Raw genomic sequence first — 19,857 nt, forward strand, 5'->3', positions numbered from 1 at the left:
TTTCGAACCTCTAGGAGTCCTCGTGACCTCGGTCAGCCTGGGAATGCCCTCAGCACCGCCACCCGTCCTTGCCCCCCGCCGCAAGACGCGGCAGATCAAAGTCGGTTCCGTGGGGGTCGGCTCGGACTCGCCCATCAGCGTGCAGTCCATGACTACGACGCCCACCACGGACATCAACGCCACCCTCCAGCAGATCGCGGAACTGACGGCGTCGGGCTGCGACATCGTGCGCGTTGCCTGCCCGTCCGCCGACGACGCCGAGGCGCTGCCCATCATCGCCCGGAAGTCCCAGATTCCCGTCATCGCGGACATCCACTTCCAGCCCAAGTACGTCTTCGCGGCGATCGAGGCCGGCTGCGCAGCGGTGCGGGTCAACCCCGGCAACATCCGCAAGTTCGATGACCAGGTCAAGGAGATCGCAGCGGCTGCCCGCGATCACGGGACGTCCATCCGCATCGGCGTGAACGCCGGCTCCCTGGAGCCCGGAATCCTGAAGAAGTATGGAAAGGCCACCCCGGAGGCGCTCGTGGAGTCTGCCGTCTGGGAAGCATCCCTCTTCGAGGAGCACGGTTTCCACGACTTCAAGATTTCCGTGAAGCACAACGACCCCGTCATTATGGTGGCCGCGTACGAGATGCTGGCGGAAAAGGGCGACTGGCCGCTGCACCTCGGCGTCACCGAGGCAGGCCCGGCATTCCAGGGAACCATCAAGTCGGCCACGGCCTTCGGGGCGCTTCTGTCCCGGGGCATCGGCGACACCATCCGGGTTTCCCTCTCCGCTCCGCCGGTGGAGGAAATCAAAGTGGGAAACCAGATCCTCCAGTCCCTCAACCTGCGTCCGCGCAAGCTGGAAATCGTCTCCTGCCCCTCCTGCGGCCGCGCCCAGGTGGACGTCTACACGCTGGCCGAGCAGGTTACGGCCGGGCTTGAAGGAATGGAGATTCCACTGCGCGTGGCGGTCATGGGCTGCGTGGTCAACGGCCCGGGCGAAGCCCGCGAAGCAGATCTTGGCGTTGCCTCGGGCAACGGCAAGGGCCAGATCTTTGTGAAGGGCGAGGTCATCAAGACTGTCCCTGAGAGCCAGATTGTTGAGACACTGATCGAAGAGGCCATGCGTATCGCGGAAGAGATGGGGGAGGCCGATGGCGAAGATGCTGTCAAGGGTAGCCCCGTGGTTAGCGTCTCGTAAGGACGTCCCCGCCCCGCCGGGGATTTCCGTCCGTACCCTGGACCGGGAGGACACTGCAGCGCTGAGGCTCCTGGCGCAGCGTGATCCGGTCACGAACGTGTTCATCCTGGCGCACCTGCGTGCCGCCGGTTCCGCCGCAGCCACCAGCGGCGGAGCCGGGGTCCTCGGCGTGTTCGACGACGGCGTCCTGGCGGGTGCCTGCTGGGCAGGGGCCAACCTGGTTCCCGTGCAGCTGGACCCGGACCTGGCCGGAGTGGTGGCTGCGGCGGCCAGCGCATCCGGACGCCGCTACGCCTCCGCCTTCGGCCCCGCCAGTTCCGTACTGGCCCTTCACGCAGAATTGGTTGAGTTGGGGCACCGGGCCCACGAGGTGCGCCCGGACCAGCCTTTGATGACAATCGGCGGGCCCCCGTCCGTTGAGCCGAACCCGGGGCTGGGGCTGGGAAACCTAGCGGATTTCGACCGCATCCTGCCGGCGTGCGCCGCGATGTTCGAGGAAGAAGTGGGATATTCCCCTTTCCTGGGCGGCAGGGAGTTCTACAGCCGCCGGGTGGAAAGCCTGATTCGGCAAGGGCACTCCCTCGTGCACCTGAACGACGCCGGCGAAGTGGTGTTCAAGGCCGAACTCGGGGCCGTCACCTCCGACGTAACGCAGATCCAGGGCGTCTGGATGAACCCCCTCTACCGCGGCCAGGGGCTGAGCCCCGGGTATATGGCGGCAGTGGTGGAGCAGGCACAAAGGGTGGCGCCCACCACAAGCCTTTACGTCAACGGCTTCAACACCCGCGCACGGGCCACCTACGAGCGGGTCGGTTTCCAGCAGGTGGGGACCTTCGCCACCGTTCTCTTCTAGGACTGCGTCCCCTTCCTGCCGTCCAGGTCTCCCGTCAGGTAGCGCTGCACATTGGGTGCGACCAGCCGGACCACGTCCTCGGGTGCCGCGGACGCCAGCGGCTCCAGCCGGACCACGTAGCGGACCATCATCAATCCCACCATCTGCGTCGCCACCAGGCCGCCGCGAAGCGCCACGTCCTCCTTCGGCCCGGGCACGCCCGCCATGATGCGGCTGATGATGGCCCGGGTGGCGGTCTCCCGGAGGAGGGCGGTCTTCGCCTTCGATCCAATGGTCCCGCGCAAGAATGCCACCAGTCCTGGCTGGGCAGGGCTCTCCCACAGGCGCAGCACTGCTTGGACGATGAGCTCGGCCCGCTCGCCGGGGGGAGAATCCTCCACGCCGGCCAACACCTCCCCGGGATCCGCCGGAAGCTCCACGCTGAGGGCGAAGAGCTCGTCTTTCCCGTTGAAGAAATGGTGGATCATGGCCGGATCCACCCCGGCCGACCGCGCCACCTGCCGCAGGCTGGTCCCCTCAAAGCCGTGCTCGGCGAAAAGCCGCCGCGCCGCCTCGAGGATGTGGCCCCGCGATGCGTTTGTCCCGCCCCGGCGTCCCCGCCGCACAGCCGGGGGCTGTCCGCCCGGTGCGCTCACGGGCTCTGCCTGCGCAGGGTGAGGGAGGCCAGCACCAGGACTCCCACAACAATCACCACCATGATCCCGGCGTCCTGCCATAGCTGTTCCGTGGCTTCCGTGTTGGCAGCTATCTCCTGCAGGGCGTCCACGGAGAATGTCAGGGGAAGGACGTTGGAGATCGCTTCAAGGACATCGTTCATGCGGTCCCGGGCCACGAACAGTCCGCACAGCAGGATCTGCGGCACCACCACCACGGGCATAAACTGCACCGCCTGGAACTCGGTCCTGGCGAAAGCTGAACACAGCAGTCCCAGGGCCACCCCCAGGACCGCGTTGATCACGGCGACCAGGACCACGAAGCCGGGCGGCCCCTGGATATCAAGATCGAAGATCCAGTAGGCAACGGCGGTGGCCACCAGCGACTGCAGGGCGGCCATGATGGAAAACGCCAGGCCGTAGCCAAAGAGGAGGTCGGCTTTGTGCACGGGTGTGGTGAGCAGCCGTTCCAGGGTTCCGGAGGTGCGCTCGCGCAGCATGGTGATGGACGTGACCAGGAACATCACCACGAAGGGGAAGATGGCCAGCATCATCAGGCCTACCCGGTCGAAGGTCCGGGAGGCTCCCGGAGGCAGCGTCTCGTTCTCGTACAGGAAGTAGACCGCAGTGAGCAGCAGCGCGGGCACCACCAGGATCATCGCGATGCTCCGGTGGTCGTGGCGGAGCTGGTCCAGCACCCGGTGCGTCGTGGCGAGCATCATTCGGACATCCATCACCGCACGCTCCTGGTCCGTGCCTTGGGTTCCCGGGTGCCGGCAGCCGCTGCCCCGGGCATCTCCGGCGCCGTCGTCTCCTGGATGATGTGGAGGAACGCCTTCTCAAGGTCGCTGCTGTGTCCGCGCCGGCTGAGTTCCCCGGGCGTCAGCCGGGCGAGCAGCCTGCCCCCACGGAGGAGCAGCAAGTCGTCACACCGGCTGGCTTCCTCCATCACGTGGCTGGACACGAGGAGGGTCGTTCCAGCCTCTGCCATGGCCTGGAACCGGCTCCAGAGGTCCGCCCGCAGTACCGGGTCCAGTCCTACGGTCGGTTCGTCCAGCACCAGGAGCGGGGGATGCGCCACCAGTGCGCAGGCGAGGGAGGCGCGGCTGAGTTCGCCGCCGGACAGGTCCGCCGTCTTCTGCCGGGCCTGCCGTTCAAGCCCGACGGCGGCAATCGCCTCCGCCGCCTCAAGCTTCGTTTTCCGGTGCATGGCTCCGAAGTAGCGGACATTCGCTTCCACAGTCAGGTCCGGGTACAGACTCGGCGACTGGGTCACATAGCCCACCCGGTGGCGCAGGGCAGCGCTGCCGGCGGGCAGGCCCAGGACCTGCACCGTTCCGGACGCAAGCCGCTGGACACCGACGATGGCCCGCATGAGGGTCGTCTTTCCGCTGCCCGAGGGTCCCAGCAGTCCGGTGATCCTGCCGGCCGGGATGGTGAAGTCCAGCCCGCGAAGCACAGGGACCTTGCCTCGCGTGACATTCAGGCCGGCGGCGACAATGGCGTCTCCGCCCGTTCGGCCCTGACCTTCCGGTATTGCCGCCGCATGGGACATGATCGCCCTCCGTTGCCAGGAGCAGGGCTGCCGGCGCCTGGTGGCGCCGTAATTCATCACCTGATGAATTAAAGCTAGGGCGCCGGAAAGGCCCGGTCAACAGCAAGAAATGAGAAACACTTGTCAATGTGCCTCCCATCACATAGGTTCGATCTAGCTGCGCTGGAGTGGCGTGGGCGGTCTCACCAGTCCTCACCAGTACTTAGGCGATAACGGCGTCGAGCCACGCCCGGATGCGATGACCAGCCTCATGGGGGGCCAGGGGCTTTGCATCTCCGGGCGTGGCTCAACTGCGTTCCGGGAAAGTGCCGGGCGGCTGTACCGCTGCCGGGCGGCCGGTGCCCGCACCGGCTGCGCTGCGTACCCGCCAGCGGGGAGTGGCCGTGCCAGCCGGTAGATTAGTACCAGACGAAATCCCGGCCCTGCTCTCCAGCACTCCCCAGAAACGGATACCCACCCGTGGTTACAAGACTGTCCCAGCTATTCCTGCGCACCCTCCGCGAAGATCCCGTCGACGCCGAGGTGGCCAGCCACCGGCTCCTGGTCCGCGCAGGTTACATCCGCCGTGCCGCCCCCGGCATCTACACCTGGCTGCCGCTGGGACTGAGCGTCCTGCGCAAGGTGGAAGCCGTCATCCGCGAGGAGATGGCCAGGATCGGGGCGCAGGAAGTCCACTTTCCGGCCCTCCTGCCCCGTGAGCCCTACGAGGCCACCAACCGCTGGACCGAATACGGCGAGGGCCTGTTCCGGCTCCAGGACCGCAAGGGCGCCGATTACCTGCTGGCCCCCACGCACGAGGAAATGTTCACGCTGCTGGTCAAGGACCTGTACTCCTCCTACAAGGACCTGCCGCTGAGCCTCTACCAGATCCAGAACAAGTACCGCGACGAGGCGCGTCCCCGTGCGGGCCTCCTGCGCGGCCGCGAGTTCATCATGAAGGACTCCTACTCCTTCGACGTGGATGACGCCGGCCTGGACGCAAGCTACGCCGCCCACCGCGGCGCCTACCTGCGCATCTTCGAGCGCCTCGGGCTGGAGGTCATCCCGGTTACCGCGACGGCCGGTGCTATGGGCGGCTCCAAAAGCGAAGAGTTCCTGCACCCCACCGACATCGGCGAGGACACCTTCGTGCGGTCCGCCGGCGGCTACGCAGCCAACGTTGAAGCCGTGACCACCGTGGCTCCGGCGGAAATCGACTTCACCGATGCTCCTGCCGCCGAGGTGCTCGACACCCCGGACACCCCCACCATCGACACCCTGGTGGCAGCCTCAAATACACTCGCCCCGCGCAGCGAGGCCGACGGCGGTGCCTGGACCGCCGCCGACACGCTGAAGAACGTCGTGCTCGCCGTTACCCTGCCCACCGGGGAGCGCCAGCTGGTGGTCATCGGGGTGCCGGGCGACCGCGCCGTGGACCTGAAGCGCGTCGAAGCGAACATCGGATCCTTCCTGCCCATCGGCGGGGAGATCGGGCTGGAAGCAGCCAACGACGACGACCTCAAGAAACAGCCGCTCATCGTCAAGGGCTACCTCGGCCCCGGCCTGTCCCTGGAGGAGCCCCTGCTGGGAGCCGAAAGTGCAACGAAGCTTCTGTACCTGGTGGACCCCCGCGTGGTCCGCGGCACTTCCTGGATCACGGGCGCCAATGAGGCCGGCAGGCACGTTTACGGCCTGGTGGCCGGACGCGACTTCACCTGGGACGGCGTCATCGAGTGCACCGAAGTGCGCGAAGGTGATCCCGCCCCGGACGGCTCCGGCCCGCTGGAGACCGCCCGTGGCATCGAGATGGGGCACATCTTCCAGCTCGGCCGCAAGTACGCAGAAGCGCTGGAGCTGAAGGTCCTGGACCAGAACGGCAAGCAGGTCACCGTGACCATGGGCTCCTATGGCGTCGGCGTCACCCGGGCCGTTGCAGCGCTGGCCGAGGCCAACCACGACGCACGGGGACTCGTCTGGCCGCGTGCTGTTGCCCCTGCCGATGTCCATGTGGTCGCCGTGGGCAAGGGCGAGGAGATCTTCGCCACCGCCGAGCGGCTGGCGGCCGACCTTGAGGCAGCAGGCCTGGATGTCCTGCTCGACGACCGGCCGAAGGTTTCGCCCGGGGTCAAGTTCGGCGATGCCGAACTGTTGGGCGTTCCCACCATCCTGGCCGTTGGCCGCGGCCTGGTGGATGGTGTGGTCGAGATCAAGGACCGCCGCAGCGGTGACGCCGAAAACGTGGCAGTGGACAAGGCGGTTGACTACGTAGTCAACGCTGTCCGCACCAGCTGACCCGGCAGTGGAGTTCGGACTCGAATCGCTCGGGCTGACAACACTCCTCTTAATCGTGCTTGCCGGTTTTGCCGCCGGCTGGGTGGATGCAGTGGTAGGCGGGGGCGGGCTGATCCAGCTCCCCGCCCTGCTGCTGGTCCCGGGGATCACCCCCGTCCAAGCGCTGGCGACGAACAAGATGGGGTCCATCTTCGGCACAGCCACCAGTGCTGCCACCTACTACAGGCGCGTAGGACCGGACCTTAGGACGGCGCTGCCGATGGCCGCGATCGCCCTGGCGGGCAGCTTTGGCGGCGCCGTGCTGGCAGCGACGCTGCCCGCCACTGTCTTCAAGCCCATCATCGTCACGGCGCTGGTCGCCGTCGCCCTTTTCACAGCACTGAAGCCGGACGTTGGCGGCATCACCGCCCTGCGGCATGATGGCCGCAGGCACTACGTGGTTGCCTGCCTGATCGGGGCCGTCATTGGTTTCTACGACGGCCTCATCGGTCCGGGGACAGGCTCCTTCCTGGTCATCGCGCTGGTCTCGGCGATGGGGTATGCCTTCCTGGAAGCCAGCGCCAAAGCCAAGATCGTCAACATGGCCACCAATGCGGGCGCACTGCTGTTCTTCCTGCCCCACGGCTCCCTCCTGTGGGGCCTGGGCCTGCTGCTGGGGGCAGCCAATATGGCGGGCGGATACCTCGGAGCCAGGACAGCAGTGAAACAGGGAAGCCGCTTTGTCCGGGTGGTCTTCCTGGTAGTGGTGTCGGCCCTCATCATCAAGCTCGGCTACGACGCCTGGCAGGAAAACTTCGCCTGATACCGCCCTGGAAAAGCAGGCTCGGAGGCCCGGCCGGCGGAGGCGTAGCATGCAGATATGTCACATGGCTATGACGAGTACGCCCGGGCCCTGGCGGCAGCGGCAGGCCACGCCGCGGCCTGGCTGCGAAGCCTCCCCGAGAGGCCCGTGGGACCGGCGGCGGCCGCCCATGACCTTACCGGCGCCTTTGGCGGCCCGCTGCCGCGTGAGGGGATGCCGGCTGAGAAAGTGGTGGACCTGCTGGCAAAGACGGCAGAACCGGGGCTCATGGCCATGCCCTCCGGCCGGTTCTTTGGCTGGGTGATCGGCGGGACGTTACCTGCCGCCCTTGCCTCCGACTGGCTGGTGAGTGCCTGGGACCAGAACGCCGGACTGCGCTACGCCACCCCTGCCATGGCGGCGGTCGAGGAGGGCGCGGGCAGTTGGCTCCTGGAACTGCTGGGACTTCCTGGACAGTCCGACGTCGGGTTCGTTACCGGCGCCACGATGGCGAATTTCACCTGCATGGCGGCCGCACGGTGGCGGCTGCTTGCGGACGCCGGCTGGGACCTGGACAGTGACGGGCTGTTTGGCGCTCCGAGGGTCCGCTGCCTGGTGGGGCGGGAACGGCATGACACCGTGGACCTTGGCCTGCGCTACCTGGGCCTGGGCAAGCCCGTGGTGGTGGACGCCGACAGCCAGGGGCGGTTGATCCCCGAAGCCTTGGACGCAGCACTGGCTGGAGGCTCAGGCCCCGCATTAGTCTGCCTCCAGGCGGGGAACGTCCATTCAGGCGCTTTTGACCCGTTCCCCGAAGCCATCCGCGTTGCCCGGAAACACGGAGCCTGGGTCCATGTGGATGGCGCCTTCGGCCTGTGGGCCGCCGCAGCCCCCGAACTGCGGCATCTGATCCGTGGCTATGAGGATGCGGACTCCTGGGGAACGGATGCCCACAAAACCCTCAACGTTCCCTACGACTGCGGCATCGCAATTGTGCGGGATGCTGCAGCCCTTCGCTCTGCCATGGGCCTGCACGCCAGCTACCTGGTGCATGACGCGGAAGGTCCCGGCGATCCCTTCGAAAAGGTCCCGGAGCTGTCACGGCGGGCGCGCGGCGTGACGGTGTGGGCAGCCCTGAAGAGCCTCGGCTCCGACGGCGTTGCAGCCCAGGTGGAGGGAATGGCCGCCGCGGCCTCGGAAATCGCCGCGGGGCTGGCCGGGCTGGACGGCGTGGAAGTGCTGAACGACGTCGGCTACACGCAGGTTTGCGTGGCGTTCGGCGACGACGCCACCACCCGGGCGGTGACGGCCCGCGTCATCAGGGACGGCAGGGTATGGATGTCCGGCTCACGGTGGCGGGACCGGGACATCCTCCGGGTGTCGGTCAGCAACTGGCGCACCGAAGGGGACGAGGTGGGCACTGCCGTGGACGCGATCCGTTCCGCACTGGCCGCCGTGCGCGGCAGCTGACCCGGGAACCGGTCAGCCTGGCCCCAGGGCCTGGCCGGGCTCCGGCAAGGCGTGGGCCGGTGGCAGTCCTTCCAGGGTGCGCCCGGCGAGGGTGCTGGCAACCCAGAGGGACCTCGCCAGGTCGCCGCGATGGCCAGGCTTTCCGGCGTACCCCAGCGCGTTGGCCACTTCCCTGGCCACGGCCCAATGCCGGGCCGCATCGGGGTCCAGGCCGGCTGCGGCACTGAAGTCCGCGCAGCGTTGACGCAGGCCGGCTTCGGGCTGGTTCAGCGGCAGGTCCGGCAGGCGGTTCCACAACAGCGGGGCCACGCCGAACTCCGGTTCACCGATCATGGGCTGGGGGTCAATGGCTGCGAAGCCGCCCGGCGTCGGCTTTCCGCCTGTTCCGCGCGTGCCCGGCCTGGCCAGGATGTTGAGGTAGTGCAGGTCAGTATGGACCAGGACGTCCCGCGCCGTGCGGCGGCCCACCGCCCCGCGCGTCTGGCAGACCTCCAGCGCCGCTTCCAGCAGCCAGCGCGGAAAAGGGCGTCCCAGCTGGTCCCAATCCGCAGGCAGGTCATCGCTCCACTGTTCGGCACGAGCGGCGATGTGCTCGAATTCCCGCCACTGCGGCCGGTCGTCCGGAACAATGCTCAACTGGCGGACCAGTCCACCCCACACGGCCGCGGCGTCAGCCATTGGCAGGTTGCTGAGCGGGCGCCCGGCGTCGAGCCTTTCGAGGAGCATGGAACACGTGCCTGCATCCGACGCCAACAGCGCGACGGCGCCCCGCCCGTTCCACAGTTCCAGCGCATGCCGCTCCGCCCGCGCTTCGTCGTGGGGGAAGGCGATCTTGAGGGCAGCGGGGGAGCCGTCCTCCCGGACCACCGGAATGACGATCGCACCATGGCCGTTCCAGGGCGCGACGCCGGGACCAAGGCCGGAGGCAAGGCGCCACCGGGCAAGCAGGCTTTCGGCGGTGCCGGGCAAGGAAGCCAGCCAGGCCCGGCCTTCCGGGGTGCCGCCGTAGCGCGCGGCAAGGTCCGGAGGGATGGGGAGTACCGTTGGCTGGCTCATCAGTCCCAGCCTAAGGGCAACGGCCGTGCTGGCCCGGGGGATGCAGGCCCTACACCACGCCCGTGGCGCCGAGCAGGCTGCCGATGCTGAACGTGGCGGCGAGGGCCAGGGCGCCGCCCACCACCACCCGGACCGCGGCCCTGGATTTGGAACCGCCGCCGATCCACGCGCCCAGTGCTCCTGTCAGGGCCAGGGCCACCAGGACCGCAGCAAAGGTCAAGGGAACACGGATTTCCGGCGGCGGAAGAAGGATTGCCAGCATCGGGAGGACCGCGCCGATGATAAAGGCCACGGCCGAAGCGAAGGCCGCGTGCCAGGGGCTCACGATGTCTGTCTCGTCGATGTTGAGCTCGGCGGTGAGGTGCGCGGCCAGGGCATCATGGGCCGTGAGTTCTTGGGCCACCTTGCCGGCTGTTTCGGGGCTGAGGCCCTTGGCAAGGTAGATGGCGGTGAGTTCCGCCAGCTCCTCCTCCGGTTGCTCGGCCAGCTCCCGGCGTTCCTTCTCTATCAGGGCTTTTTGGCTGTCGCTCTGGCTGCTCACAGATACGTACTCGCCCAGCGCCATGGACACCGCTCCGCCCACCAGTCCCGCGGCCCCCGCGGCGAGGATGGGACCGGACTCGGCGGTGGCCCCTGCCACGCCAACCACGATGGCCGCCACCGAGACGATGCCGTCGTTGGCGCCCAGGACGCCCGCCCGCAGCCAGTTCAGCCGCTGGGCGGTGTCGTTGCCGTGCGGTTCAGTCTCCAGATGGCGGCGAAGTTCCGGGCTCCCGGCGTCCGCTGCACCCTGTTCGGCCGGTTCGTATGCGTCCATGCTCTTCAGCAAACCATTAGAAGTCTTCCGGGGCCACCCTGCCCTGGCAGGAAAGACGCCGCCCGGAGCGGGTTCGTCGGAGTGGGGGTGGGTGCCGTAATGATGGGAGAAGAAGTGCTGCCGCGCCCCCGGAGCTCATGGTCCTGTCGGCGCAGTGGCGGAACTGGCGGGAAGGTCCGGCAGCTGGTCCTGGTCGAGGACGACGCCGGGAACCGGCCCCGGGTCGCCGCCCCAATGGCCAGCCCGGCGTGCCGCGGACTGAAGGGCGGAGATGGCCCACTCCCGCGTGCCGCCGTCGGCAAGGGCAATGACGTCCCCGAAGGCAGGCAGCGACCCCAGCTCCAGGCGGGCAAGCCCGGCAGCCGGGGCGGCAAGGAAATCCGGGTCCAGAACGTAGCCGGGCTGCTGCGCCTGTGCGGCACTGCATGCTGCCCGGGTGTGCGCCGTCGCTTCGGCGGCAAGGTCTTCATGCTCGGCGAGGAACGCTCCCGCCGCGCCGGCGTCCTTGGCCGCCAGGCGGGGGAGGGCCGCCTGGTAGGCGTAGACGCTCTGCTGTTCGGCGGCCAGGGCTGCTGAAAGCGCACCGGCGACAGCTGCAGCCGTCCCTGCGCCGGTTGTTTCCTGTCCAGCAGATGCAGGCGCCGCGGGCGTGGGAGGGCCCTCTGGCGCCGGAGGAAGTGACGGGCAGGCGGATCCCGCGGGGGACGAGGTTGGGGTGGCTGCGGGGGTCCCTGCGGCTGCGTGCGGCAGTGTTTCCACGGCGATGCCGCCGGCCGCGGCCACATCCTCGGCGGCAAGCAGCTGGGCGGTGCCGGCGCCGGCCAGCAGCCGTGCCATCCCGCCGTCTGCCTTTGCTGCGTCAGCGAGGCGCTGCACTCCGCTGGCCGAGAGCGCGGAAGCCAGCCCTGCAAGGCCGGGAAGCGGCGTCGTGGGAAGCGCCGTCGGCTGTTGGGGGAGAGGGGAGGAATCCGACGGCGAAAGGAGGGTGCGCGCCTGCAGCGTCAGCAATGTCACAGCCGCGTCCACGGCGGCCGTTTTTCCGGCAGTATCCGGGGCGCCGCCGGCTGCGGTCGCGGCAGACAGCAGCCCGGCGGCAGTCCGCAGCTCCAGCGCATCATCCAGCGCGGCCATCCTCGCCTGCTCGGAGAACGGCGGATCCGCGGGCGGCGGCGGTTCCGCGGGGATCAGGGCGAATCCGAGGCTGAGGACAAGGAAGGCCGTGAACGAAACAACGGCGTACCGGAAATAGCGCTGCACTGGGCGGTTTTCCCGATTGTCGTCTTTCACAACAGACCATGGTGTCACGCCGGCTGGGAATCTCCGTCCCGCCGGACCGGTAAAATAGCTACGCTAGTACACACAACATCATCTATAGGGAGGCGGCGGGCATCGTGAGCAATTCAGAAGCCACGGCTTCATCGGACCTGACCGGAACGGGTAAGGCTGATGCCGCACCCGCAAACAACCCCGAAGCTGCCCGCCTCCGCGCGCTCCTTGAACCAGCGGTGCAGGCGAACCGCCTGTACCTGGAGGATGTGGCCATCCTGGCGGGTTCCCACCGGGTGGTCCACGTCGTCGTGGACCTGCCGCAGGAGGAATCCGGCGGCGTCGGCCTTGATGTCATTGCCGACATCTCGAGAGTCCTGTCCGACGTCCTGGACAACGATCCCGCCGACGACGGCCGGCCCTACGATCTCGAGGTTTCCTCGCCCGGCGTGGGGCGCCCCCTGACCGAGCCGCGCCACTGGCACCGCGCGAAGGGCCGCATGGTCAAGGTCAATGTTGTCCAGGGGGACAACGTCACCGGCCGCATCCAGTCAGTGGATGACGGGGGAGTGACGATCATCCCGGAGATCGCCGTGAAGAAGGGCATGAAGCCCAAGCAGGGCGATCCCATCAAGCTTCCTTTCGACAGGATCCGCAACGGAAAAGTCGAGATCGAATTCAGCCACCTCTCTGAGGACGGTCTGGAACCTGAACACAATGGACCTTCTGAGGAGGCCTGATGGATATTGACATGAGCGCACTGAGACTTCTGGAGCGTGAGCGTGAAATTCCGCTGGACCTCCTGATCCCCACCATTGAGCAGGCGCTCCTGGTGGCCTACCACAAGTCGCCCGGCGCTTTCGAAAAGGCCCGTGCCGAACTGGACCGCAAGAGCGGCCACGTGACCATCTGGGCTGTGGAGATTGACGACGACGGCGCCCCCATTGGTGAGTTCGAGCACACCCCTGAGGGGTTCGGCCGGATCGCTGCCAGCACCGCGCGCCAGATCATCCTGCAGCGCCTGCGTGACGTTGAGGACGACAACGTGCTGGGCGAATTCAAGGGCCGCGAAGGCGAGCTGGTGTCCGGCACCATCCAGCAGGGCAACAACCCCCACATGATCCAGGTCAACCTGGGCTCCGTCGAAGCGCTGCTGCCGCCGCCCGAGCAGGTTCCCGGGGAGAAATACATCCACGGCAACCGGCTGCGCGCGTTGGTCATTGACGTCCACCGTGGTTCAAAGGGCCCGTCCGTCACCCTGTCCAGGTCCCACCCCGGCCTGGTCCGCAAGCTCTTTGAACTGGAGGTGCCGGAGATCGCCGACCGCTCCGTCGAGATCGTGGCACTGGCCCGGGAAGCCGGCCACCGTACCAAGATTGCGGTCAAGGCCAACGTTCCCGGCATCAATGCCAAGGGTGCCTGCATCGGCGAGATGGGGTCGCGTGTCCGCGCCGTCATGAACGAGCTCAACGACGAAAAGATCGACATCGTCGATTTCAGCGAGAATCCGGCTACCTTCATTGCCAGCGCGCTGTCGCCGTCGCGAGTGAATTCCGTCACCATCACCGATGAGGCCACCCGGTCCGCCCGCGTGGTGGTTCCGGACTACCAGCTCTCCCTGGCAATCGGGAAAGAGGGCCAGAACGCGCGGCTGGCGGCCAAGCTCACCGGCTGGCGGATTGACATCGTGTCCGACGCCGCCCAGGCCCGGGACAACTAGGCGGCCTCCCGCCGTCCTCCCGCGCCGGAAACGCCCCCGCAGTTTCGGGCAGAACGGCCGGGAGGGGCTAGAATAGTAAAGACCGCGCCTAACGGCCGGCAGTCGTGCGCCTTGGGCGTGCCCGTTCCGCTTACCGCGGAGTGGGCCGTCTGCGGCCAGCAAGTATGAACGTCAGGAAGATGACCGTGCCAGTAGCAAGCGGGAATCAGCCGGAGCGTACCTGCATCGGATGCCGAAAGAAGGGGCTGCGGTCTGAGTTACTCCGGCTCGTCGCCGAAGGCAGCGGTTCAACCGCTGTCCTGGTGGATGAACGACGCCGGATGGCTGGCCGGGGTGCATGGCTGCATCCCAGCGAATCGTGCCTGGCTCTGGCCATCAAGCGGCGTGCATTCGGACGTGCCCTGGGGGGCGCGGCCGGTACCGCCGCCGTCGAACGCCGGATCAAGTCAGGCGCGTACGTTGCAGGCGCTCCGGTAACTGCAACACCAACCGTCCAACCTGAAAGCGGGTCAGAAATCTGATGGAAACCCGATGAGTTCCCAGCGATGAGTGCGTAACGATGACAACTTTGTTGCGCTCTGCAATGGGCCCTGCTGCAGTAATCGCGGCTTGGGCCCGCAGTAAGAAGTAGACGGTTCGTGCCTGGCTCGGTGCGGACCGAGACAGGAGAAATGTGGCCAAGGTCCGCGTACACGAGCTCGCAAAAGAGCTCGGTATTACTTCCAAAGATGCAGTGACAAAACTGCAGGAACTGGGCGAATTTGTTCGCTCCGCCTCTTCCACCATTGAGGCCCCCGTTGTGCGGAAGCTGCGCAACGCCTTCCCGGACGCCGCCCCCAAGGCAGCAGCTCCGGCAACAGCCCCCAAGGCTCCCGCCCCGGCGGCAGAAGCACGCCCCTCAACCCCCGCTCCCGGACCGGCCGCCCCCAAGGCTCCCGCTCCGCAGGCGCAGGCACCGGCCCCCGCCGCTCCGGCAGCACCGGCACAGGCGGCTGCTCCGGCAGCACCCGCTGCCAGCGCACCGGCTGCTCCGGCCGCCCCTGCCCAGGCCGCTCCGACCACCGGGGCAAAGCCCGGCGCCCGGCCGGCACCCAAAGCCGAAACGCCTGCTGCACCCACCCGCTCCGGCGGATCAGGGCAGGGCAGCTCGGCACCACGTCCCGGCGGTCCCCGTCCGGGCAACAACCCCTTCGCTACGTCCCAGGGCATGCCCCGCGGCCGTGGCGGCGACGGCGAGCGTGCTCCCCGTCCCGGCAACAACCCGTTTGCCACCTCCCAGGGCATGCCCCGTCCGGGTGGAAGCCGTACTGACGGCGACCGTCCCGGTGGTCCGCGCCCCGCAGCAGGCGCAGGCGGTCCCCGTCCGGGCGGCCCCCGCCCCGCGGCAGGTGCAGGTGGCCCCCGTCCCGCAGCAGGTGCAGGCGGTCCCCGTCCGGGTGCACCGCGGCCAGGTGGTGCCGGTGGAAACCGTCCCACCCCGGGCATGATGCCCAACCGTACTGAACGCCCGGCTCCGGCCGGTGCGGGACGTCCCGGTGCCGGCGGCCGTGGTCCCGGACGCCCGGGCGGCGCTCCAGGAACCGGTGGTCCCGGTGGCGGCGGCGGTGCTCCCGCCGGCGGTGGCTTCGGCAAGGGCGGACGCGGCCGCGGCGGTACCCAGGGTGCCTTCGGCAAGGGCGGCGCCGGACGTGGCAAGCAGCGCAAGTCGAAGCGTGCAAAGCGCCAGGAACTTGAGCAGATGAGTGCCCCGTCGCTGGGTGGCGTGAGCGTACCCCGCGGCGACGGCAACACTGTGATCCGGCTGCGCCGCGGCTCGTCCATCACGGACTTCGCCGACAAGATCGAGGCAAACCCCGCCGCGCTGGTGACTGTCCTCTTCCACCTCGGTGAAATGGCCACGGCCACGCAGTCGCTGGATGAAGAGACCTTTGCCCTGCTGGGCGAGGAGCTGGGCTACAAGCTCCAGGTTGTGTCTCCGGAAGACGAGGAGCGCGAGCTGCTGTCCGGGTTCGACATCGACTTCGATGCCGAGCTCGAAGCCGAAGGCGACGAAGAACTTGAGGCCCGTCCTCCGGTTGTCACCGTCATGGGCCACGTGGACCACGGTAAAACCCGCCTGCTCGATGCCATCCGCAAGTCCGACGTCATGGCCGGCGAGCACGGTGGAATCACCCAGCACATCGGTGCCTACCAGGTCACGCACAACCATGAAGGCGACGACCGGAAGATCACCTTCATCGATACCCCGGGCCACGAGGCGTTCACCGCCATGCGTGCCCGTGGTGCGAAGGTCACCGATATCGCCATCCTGGTGGTCGCAGCGGACGACGGCGTTATGCCGCAGACCGTTGAAGCCCTCAACCACGCACAGGCGGCCAACGTGCCGATCGTTGTGGCCGTGAACAAGATCGACAAGGAAGGCGCCAACCCGGACAAGGTCCGCGGCCAGCTGACCGAGTACGGCCTGGTTCCGGAAGAGTACGGTGGCGACACCATGTTCGTGGAGGTCTCTGCCCGCCAGAACCTCAACATCGACGAGCTGCTCGAGGCCGTCCTGCTCACCGCGGACGCTGCCCTGGACATGCGCGCCAACCCGAACAAGGACGCCCGCGGTATCGCGATCGAAGCCAACCTGGACAAGGGCCGCGGTGCGGTTGCCACCGTCCTGGTGCAGTCCGGTACCTTGCGCGTCGGCGACACCATCGTTGCAGGCACGGCCCACGGCCGCGTCCGCGCAATGTTCGACGACGACGGCAGCGCCCTGACCGAGGCCGGCCCGTCCCGCCCCGTCCAGGTGCTGGGTCTGTCAAACGTCCCGCGTGCAGGCGACACCTTCTTCGTGACCGCTGACGAGCGCACCGCCCGCCAGATCGCCGAGAAGCGCGAAGCCGCGGACCGCAACGCCGCACTGGCCAAGCGCCGCAAGCGCATCAGCCTGGAAGACTTCGACCAGGCCGTCGCCGAAGGCAAGATCGACACCCTCAACCTCATCCTCAAGGGTGACGTGTCCGGTGCCGTGGAAGCCCTCGAAGACGCCCTGCTCAAGATCGACGTCGGCGAAGGCGTGCAGCTGCGCGTCATCCACCGCGGTGTTGGTGCCATCACGCAGAACGACGTCAACCTGGCAACAGTGGACAGCGCCGTCATCATCGGCTTCAACGTCAAGCCTGCCGAGCGCGTTGCCGAACTGGCAGACCGCGAAGGCGTGGACATGCGCTTCTACTCCGTCATCTACTCCGCAATTGATGACATCGAGATGGCGCTCAAGGGCATGCTCAAGCCGGAATACGAAGAATTCCAGCTGGGTACCGCCGAGGTCCGCGAAGTCTTCCGCTCCTCCAAGTTCGGAAACATTGCAGGCTCGATCGTCCGCTCCGGCATCATCCGCCGTAACAGCAAGGCACGCATCAGCCGCGACGGCAAGATCATCGGTGACAACCTCACCGTTGAGACGCTCAAGCGCTTCAAGGACGACGCCACCGAGGTCCGCACGGACTTCGAGTGTGGTATCGGCCTTGGGTCGTACAACGACATCAACGAAGGTGACATCATCGAAACCTTCGAGATGCGTGAGAAGCCGCGCGTTTAGGCTGTTCCAGCCTTAAAAGGGTGCGGGGTCGTTGGGATTTTTCCGGCGGCCCCGCCCCTTCGCTGGGTGGCCAACGTCTTACGACGTCGGCCACCCAGCTTCGGCAGGCCCGATGCCACTCCCAGGCCGCCGGAAAAAATCCCAACGGGGGTCCGTCTTTGGCCCGCCTAGAGTGCGTGGCATCAATCGAACGTGGGTACGTCAGCTGCAACACGCCGTCGTACGTTCCAAAATTTTTAGGAGTTGTTCATGGCTGATCCGGCACGTGCTGCCAAGTTGGCGCAGCGGATTAAGGTTGTTGTTGCTGAGGCCCTGGGCCGGAAGGTTAAGGATCCTCGGCTGGAGGGCATTACCGTCACTGATGCCCGGGTGACCAATGATCTGCAGCATGCCACTGTGTATTACACCGTCTTTGGCGACCAGGCTGTCCAGGCTGACGCCGCCAAGGGACTGGAGAAGGCCAAGGGGGTGCTTCGGCAGGAGGTTGGCCGGAACATTACCGTCCGGCTGACTCCCAGCCTCGAATTCGTCGCCGACCAGATTCCCGTGGTTGCCTCCAACCTGGAGGAACTGCTGCGGGAGGCCAAGAAGCGTGACGCCGAGGTGGCCGCGCTTGCCGCCCAGGCAAAGCACGCGGGCGACGCCGACCCCTACAAGAGTGACGCTTCCGCTGATGTGGACATCGACGAGGACGACTTCGACGAAGAGGACCTTGACCTCGGGGACGACGAGGAACTCGACGAAGACGGCCACAAGTAACCGTTGAGCGCAGCAGAAGGCCCGGACCGCTATGTGTGGTCCGGGCCTTCTGCTTCCCAGAAGATCTCTATCGCCCGCTAGCGGAGGTCGGCCTCGATGACCTTCCCGGCCGGCGGCCCTGCGGGCGCCCCGCCGGGACCGTGCGGGGGTCCCGCCAATGCGTTCACCGTGGCGTACAGCGTGCCCCCGCGGATCTCGACGTCCGCCGGTGATTCGACTGCGAGGAACTCGGTACGGTGTCCCTTCGATGCGATGAACCTCAGGACCTGGTTGCCGAAAAGCGATGCAACGTACACGTCGCCGTTATTCGCCACTGCCAGGCCCGTGGGGCTGAGGATGTAGTCGACCCAGAGCTTCGTCTGGCCGGTCCAGGGATTGACCTTGAAGATCGCGCCGCGGTCACCAAGCGAGGGGACCTCCGGGCCGCCGGGCAGGGACGACACGTACAGCCAGCCGTCCGGACCCATTTCCACATCCGTGGGAACAGGCTCGAATGCATACTCGAACCCTGCGCAGCCAGGCGCCCCCAGCGTGGCCGCAGCTTCCGCCGTGAGCACTGCGGGCCGCGGCGGCAGGACCGCCAGTGTGGTGATGTCGCCGGAGCTGATGTTGACCTTGAGGATTGCGTTCGCTCCGGCATCTGCCACGTACGCCGTGTTGGCCTGCACGTAGGTGGCGTACGGATTTGAGTCCAGGGCGCCTGTGTACTGGGGCGGCGGGGCATCCGGGATGCCTGCGGCTTCCTCAAGGCACTGGCCGCTTGTGCCGGAGGCGAAACCGTAATGCTGGCCGGCGTCCGGGTTGATGGTCCGCTCGTATTCAGCGAGGTCCGCTATCGTATCGGCCTCGCCTCCGGGGCGGATCGATTTCAGGTACCCGCCCAACGCCGCCGGCACACCTTGGCCCGCCCCCTTGGCTTCAAGGAAGAAGGCCGTGGCGCCACGTGTTTCCACCCCGGCCACGCCCCAGCCTTCCGGAGCCTGGTAAACGGCATCGACAGTCCTGTCACGGTCCACGCGGCTCAGCGTCCCCGCGAAGTCCTGGGTGACGTAGACCGACTTGTTTGTTCCCACGGCCAGATGCAGGGGCGAAACGAGGCCGTCGGCCAGGACGTCCTGGTCCTGGGCTTCGTCGCGGGCCCAGGACGGAGCTGCCGGTGCGATGACGGCTGCAGCCGCCACGCAGGCGATGATGGTTAGCCTTCTCGTCATTGGGTACTCCGGGGTTGGCGCCCAAAAGTGGGCCGGGATATGAAGCCTCACGGGAGGAAATGATTCAGGGACCCCTGGCCGCCAGAGTATGCCCCCGACCGCCGGTTTGTCGCCGCGATTTCCCCCTATTCCGCCCCCTATTTCGTCCCCTAACGCCAACCCCTTGGCTAGGATCAAGCTATGACCGAGCCGAATGACACTGACCACACCGCAAGGTACTTGGAGCAGGCCGTGGAACTGGCCACCAGGAACGTCGGCGAAGGAGGCGGACCGTTCGGAGCGATTGTTGTGACGGCGGACGGGCGGGTGCACGAAGGCGTTAATCGCGTCACCCGCGACAACGATCCCACCGCCCACGCCGAAGTGGTGGCCATTCGGGCGGCAGCAACGGCGATAGCCAACTATGACCTGCAGGGAGCGGTCCTCTATGCAAGCTGCGAACCGTGCCCGCTCTGCCTTGCCTCCGCGCTCTGGGCCCGGATCGACCGCGTCCATTTCGCCGCAGACCGCCATGGCGCGGCCGCGGCCGGTTTCGACGACGCCGTCTTCTACGAGTACTTCGACGGGACCCGGCCGGAACTGTTGCCCGTCACCCGAAGCGACATCCCGTCGTCGGACGCGCCGTTCCAGGCGTGGGGCGCGTTTGAAGACAAAAAGGAGTATTAGG

At 67.3% G+C, this 19,857-nt stretch carries 18 protein-coding genes; 11 read left to right on the forward strand and 7 right to left on the reverse strand.

What is annotated here, in order from left to right; all coding sequences use genetic code 11:
• Positions 1 to 22 precede the first annotated feature (22 nt).
• Positions 23 to 1,189, forward strand: coding sequence for a flavodoxin-dependent (E)-4-hydroxy-3-methylbut-2-enyl-diphosphate synthase (ispG, locus tag PV768_RS08445; RefSeq protein ID WP_013600504.1), 1,167 nt, complete (start codon positions 23 to 25; stop codon positions 1,187 to 1,189).
• Positions 1,152 to 2,042, forward strand: coding sequence for a DUF4081 domain-containing GNAT family N-acetyltransferase (locus PV768_RS08450; RefSeq protein WP_157242576.1), 891 nt, complete (start codon positions 1,152 to 1,154; stop codon positions 2,040 to 2,042). Before ispG ends, PV768_RS08450 begins: the two co-directional genes overlap by 38 nt.
• On the opposite strand, the gene PV768_RS08455 is transcribed toward PV768_RS08450, so the two are convergent.
• From PV768_RS08455 to PV768_RS08465, 3 genes are read right to left on the reverse strand one after another with little or no spacing between them, the layout of a single operon-like run.
• Entirely contained in the window at positions 2,039 to 2,677 is a 639-nt protein-coding gene (locus PV768_RS08455) for a TetR family transcriptional regulator (protein ID WP_323057621.1), read from the reverse strand. The two genes, PV768_RS08450 and PV768_RS08455, sit on opposite strands and share 4 nt — an antisense overlap.
• Positions 2,674 to 3,417: an ABC transporter permease gene (locus PV768_RS08460; protein ID WP_421092791.1), complete on the reverse strand. Its 744-nt coding sequence runs from the start codon at positions 3,415 to 3,417 to the stop codon at positions 2,674 to 2,676. Before PV768_RS08460 ends, PV768_RS08455 begins: the two co-directional genes overlap by 4 nt.
• Positions 3,418 to 3,428: 11 nt before the next feature.
• The gene (locus tag PV768_RS08465; protein ID WP_421092792.1) at positions 3,429 to 4,250 is read right to left on the reverse strand and encodes an ABC transporter ATP-binding protein; all 822 of its coding nucleotides are present in this window, start codon (positions 4,248 to 4,250) and stop codon (positions 3,429 to 3,431) included.
• Between the two features lie 459 nt (positions 4,251 to 4,709).
• On the opposite strand from PV768_RS08465, the gene PV768_RS08470 reads away from it, so the two are divergent.
• From PV768_RS08470 to PV768_RS08480, 3 genes are read left to right on the forward strand one after another with little or no spacing between them, the layout of a single operon-like run.
• Positions 4,710 to 6,521 carry a proline--tRNA ligase gene (locus tag PV768_RS08470; RefSeq protein WP_321215843.1) on the forward strand — a complete coding sequence of 604 codons (1,812 nt, stop codon included), beginning with the start codon at positions 4,710 to 4,712 and terminating at the stop codon, positions 6,519 to 6,521.
• Positions 6,522 to 6,528: 7 nt separating this feature from the next.
• Complete coding sequence (locus PV768_RS08475) at positions 6,529 to 7,323, forward strand: sulfite exporter TauE/SafE family protein (protein WP_421092793.1); 795 nt, start codon at positions 6,529 to 6,531, stop codon at positions 7,321 to 7,323.
• Between the two features lie 57 nt (positions 7,324 to 7,380).
• Positions 7,381 to 8,772: a pyridoxal phosphate-dependent decarboxylase family protein gene (locus PV768_RS08480; RefSeq protein WP_421092794.1), complete on the forward strand. Its 1,392-nt coding sequence runs from the start codon at positions 7,381 to 7,383 to the stop codon at positions 8,770 to 8,772.
• 12 nt (positions 8,773 to 8,784) lie between these two features.
• On the opposite strand, the gene PV768_RS08485 is transcribed toward PV768_RS08480, so the two are convergent.
• The 3 genes from PV768_RS08485 to PV768_RS08495 all read right to left on the reverse strand — a co-directional run bounded on the left by PV768_RS08485 (position 8,785) and on the right by PV768_RS08495 (position 11,932).
• The gene (locus PV768_RS08485; RefSeq protein ID WP_421092795.1) at positions 8,785 to 9,828 is read right to left on the reverse strand and encodes an aminoglycoside phosphotransferase family protein; all 1,044 of its coding nucleotides are present in this window, start codon (positions 9,826 to 9,828) and stop codon (positions 8,785 to 8,787) included.
• A gap of 49 nt (positions 9,829 to 9,877) precedes the next feature.
• The gene (locus PV768_RS08490) at positions 9,878 to 10,645 is read right to left on the reverse strand and encodes a VIT1/CCC1 transporter family protein (RefSeq protein WP_231754787.1); all 768 of its coding nucleotides are present in this window, start codon (positions 10,643 to 10,645) and stop codon (positions 9,878 to 9,880) included.
• A gap of 135 nt (positions 10,646 to 10,780) precedes the next feature.
• The gene (locus PV768_RS08495; protein ID WP_421092796.1) at positions 10,781 to 11,932 is read right to left on the reverse strand and encodes a DUF4439 domain-containing protein; all 1,152 of its coding nucleotides are present in this window, start codon (positions 11,930 to 11,932) and stop codon (positions 10,781 to 10,783) included.
• Positions 11,933 to 12,036: 104 nt separating this feature from the next.
• Between PV768_RS08495 and rimP the strand changes: the two genes are divergently transcribed.
• The 5 genes from rimP (at position 12,037) to rbfA (ending at position 17,979) form a co-directional block, all read left to right on the forward strand.
• Positions 12,037 to 12,651: a ribosome maturation factor RimP gene (rimP, locus tag PV768_RS08500; RefSeq protein ID WP_321215848.1), complete on the forward strand. Its 615-nt coding sequence runs from the start codon at positions 12,037 to 12,039 to the stop codon at positions 12,649 to 12,651.
• The gene (gene nusA, locus PV768_RS08505; RefSeq protein WP_104997387.1) at positions 12,651 to 13,631 is read left to right on the forward strand and encodes a transcription termination factor NusA; all 981 of its coding nucleotides are present in this window, start codon (positions 12,651 to 12,653) and stop codon (positions 13,629 to 13,631) included. Before rimP ends, nusA begins: the two co-directional genes overlap by 1 nt.
• Positions 13,632 to 13,795: 164 nt before the next feature.
• Positions 13,796 to 14,152: a YlxR family protein gene (locus tag PV768_RS08510; protein ID WP_321215849.1), complete on the forward strand. Its 357-nt coding sequence runs from the start codon at positions 13,796 to 13,798 to the stop codon at positions 14,150 to 14,152.
• 152 nt (positions 14,153 to 14,304) lie between these two features.
• Positions 14,305 to 17,220, forward strand: a complete 2,916-nt coding sequence (gene infB / locus PV768_RS08515; RefSeq protein WP_321215850.1) for a translation initiation factor IF-2 — start codon at positions 14,305 to 14,307, stop codon at positions 17,218 to 17,220.
• A 249-nt stretch (positions 17,221 to 17,469) separates the two neighbouring features.
• Entirely contained in the window at positions 17,470 to 17,979 is a 510-nt protein-coding gene (rbfA, locus tag PV768_RS08520; RefSeq protein ID WP_157238601.1) for a 30S ribosome-binding factor RbfA, read from the forward strand.
• A 77-nt stretch (positions 17,980 to 18,056) separates the two neighbouring features.
• Here the strand turns inward: rbfA and PV768_RS08525 are convergent, their stop codons facing one another.
• Positions 18,057 to 19,190 carry a ScyD/ScyE family protein gene (locus PV768_RS08525; RefSeq protein ID WP_321215851.1) on the reverse strand — a complete coding sequence of 378 codons (1,134 nt, stop codon included), beginning with the start codon at positions 19,188 to 19,190 and terminating at the stop codon, positions 18,057 to 18,059.
• Positions 19,191 to 19,370: 180 nt separating this feature from the next.
• Between PV768_RS08525 and PV768_RS08530 the strand changes: the two genes are divergently transcribed.
• Positions 19,371 to 19,856, forward strand: a complete 486-nt coding sequence (locus PV768_RS08530) for a nucleoside deaminase (RefSeq protein WP_321215852.1) — start codon at positions 19,371 to 19,373, stop codon at positions 19,854 to 19,856.
• Position 19,857 lies beyond the last annotated feature (1 nt).

Origin of the sequence: Pseudarthrobacter sp. CC4 (genome assembly GCF_048957775.1) — a bacterium.
Taxonomy (GTDB): Bacteria; Actinomycetota; Actinomycetes; order Actinomycetales; family Micrococcaceae; genus Arthrobacter.

Bases quoted from the DNA above. Each gene is read 5' to 3' on its own strand.
- PV768_RS08465 (WP_421092792.1), bottom strand. From the start codon at position 4,250: ATGTCCCATGCGGCGGCAATACCGGAAGGTCAGGGCCGAACGGGCGGA.
- PV768_RS08485 (WP_421092795.1), bottom strand. From the start codon at position 9,828: ATGAGCCAGCCAACGGTACTCCCCATCCCTCCGGACCTTGCCGCGCGC.
- PV768_RS08525 (WP_321215851.1), bottom strand. From the start codon at position 19,190: ATGACGAGAAGGCTAACCATCATCGCCTGCGTGGCGGCTGCAGCCGTC.
- PV768_RS08490 (WP_231754787.1), bottom strand. From the start codon at position 10,645: ATGGACGCATACGAACCGGCCGAACAGGGTGCAGCGGACGCCGGGAGC.
- nusA (WP_104997387.1), top strand. From the start codon at position 12,651: ATGGATATTGACATGAGCGCACTGAGACTTCTGGAGCGTGAGCGTGAA.
- PV768_RS08530 (WP_321215852.1), top strand. From the start codon at position 19,371: ATGACCGAGCCGAATGACACTGACCACACCGCAAGGTACTTGGAGCAG.
- PV768_RS08480 (WP_421092794.1), top strand. From the start codon at position 7,381: ATGTCACATGGCTATGACGAGTACGCCCGGGCCCTGGCGGCAGCGGCA.
- PV768_RS08450 (WP_157242576.1), top strand. From the start codon at position 1,152: ATGCTGTCAAGGGTAGCCCCGTGGTTAGCGTCTCGTAAGGACGTCCCC.
- PV768_RS08510 (WP_321215849.1), top strand. From the start codon at position 13,796: ATGAACGTCAGGAAGATGACCGTGCCAGTAGCAAGCGGGAATCAGCCG.
- rbfA (WP_157238601.1), top strand. From the start codon at position 17,470: ATGGCTGATCCGGCACGTGCTGCCAAGTTGGCGCAGCGGATTAAGGTT.
- PV768_RS08460 (WP_421092791.1), bottom strand. From the start codon at position 3,417: ATGATGCTCGCCACGACGCACCGGGTGCTGGACCAGCTCCGCCACGAC.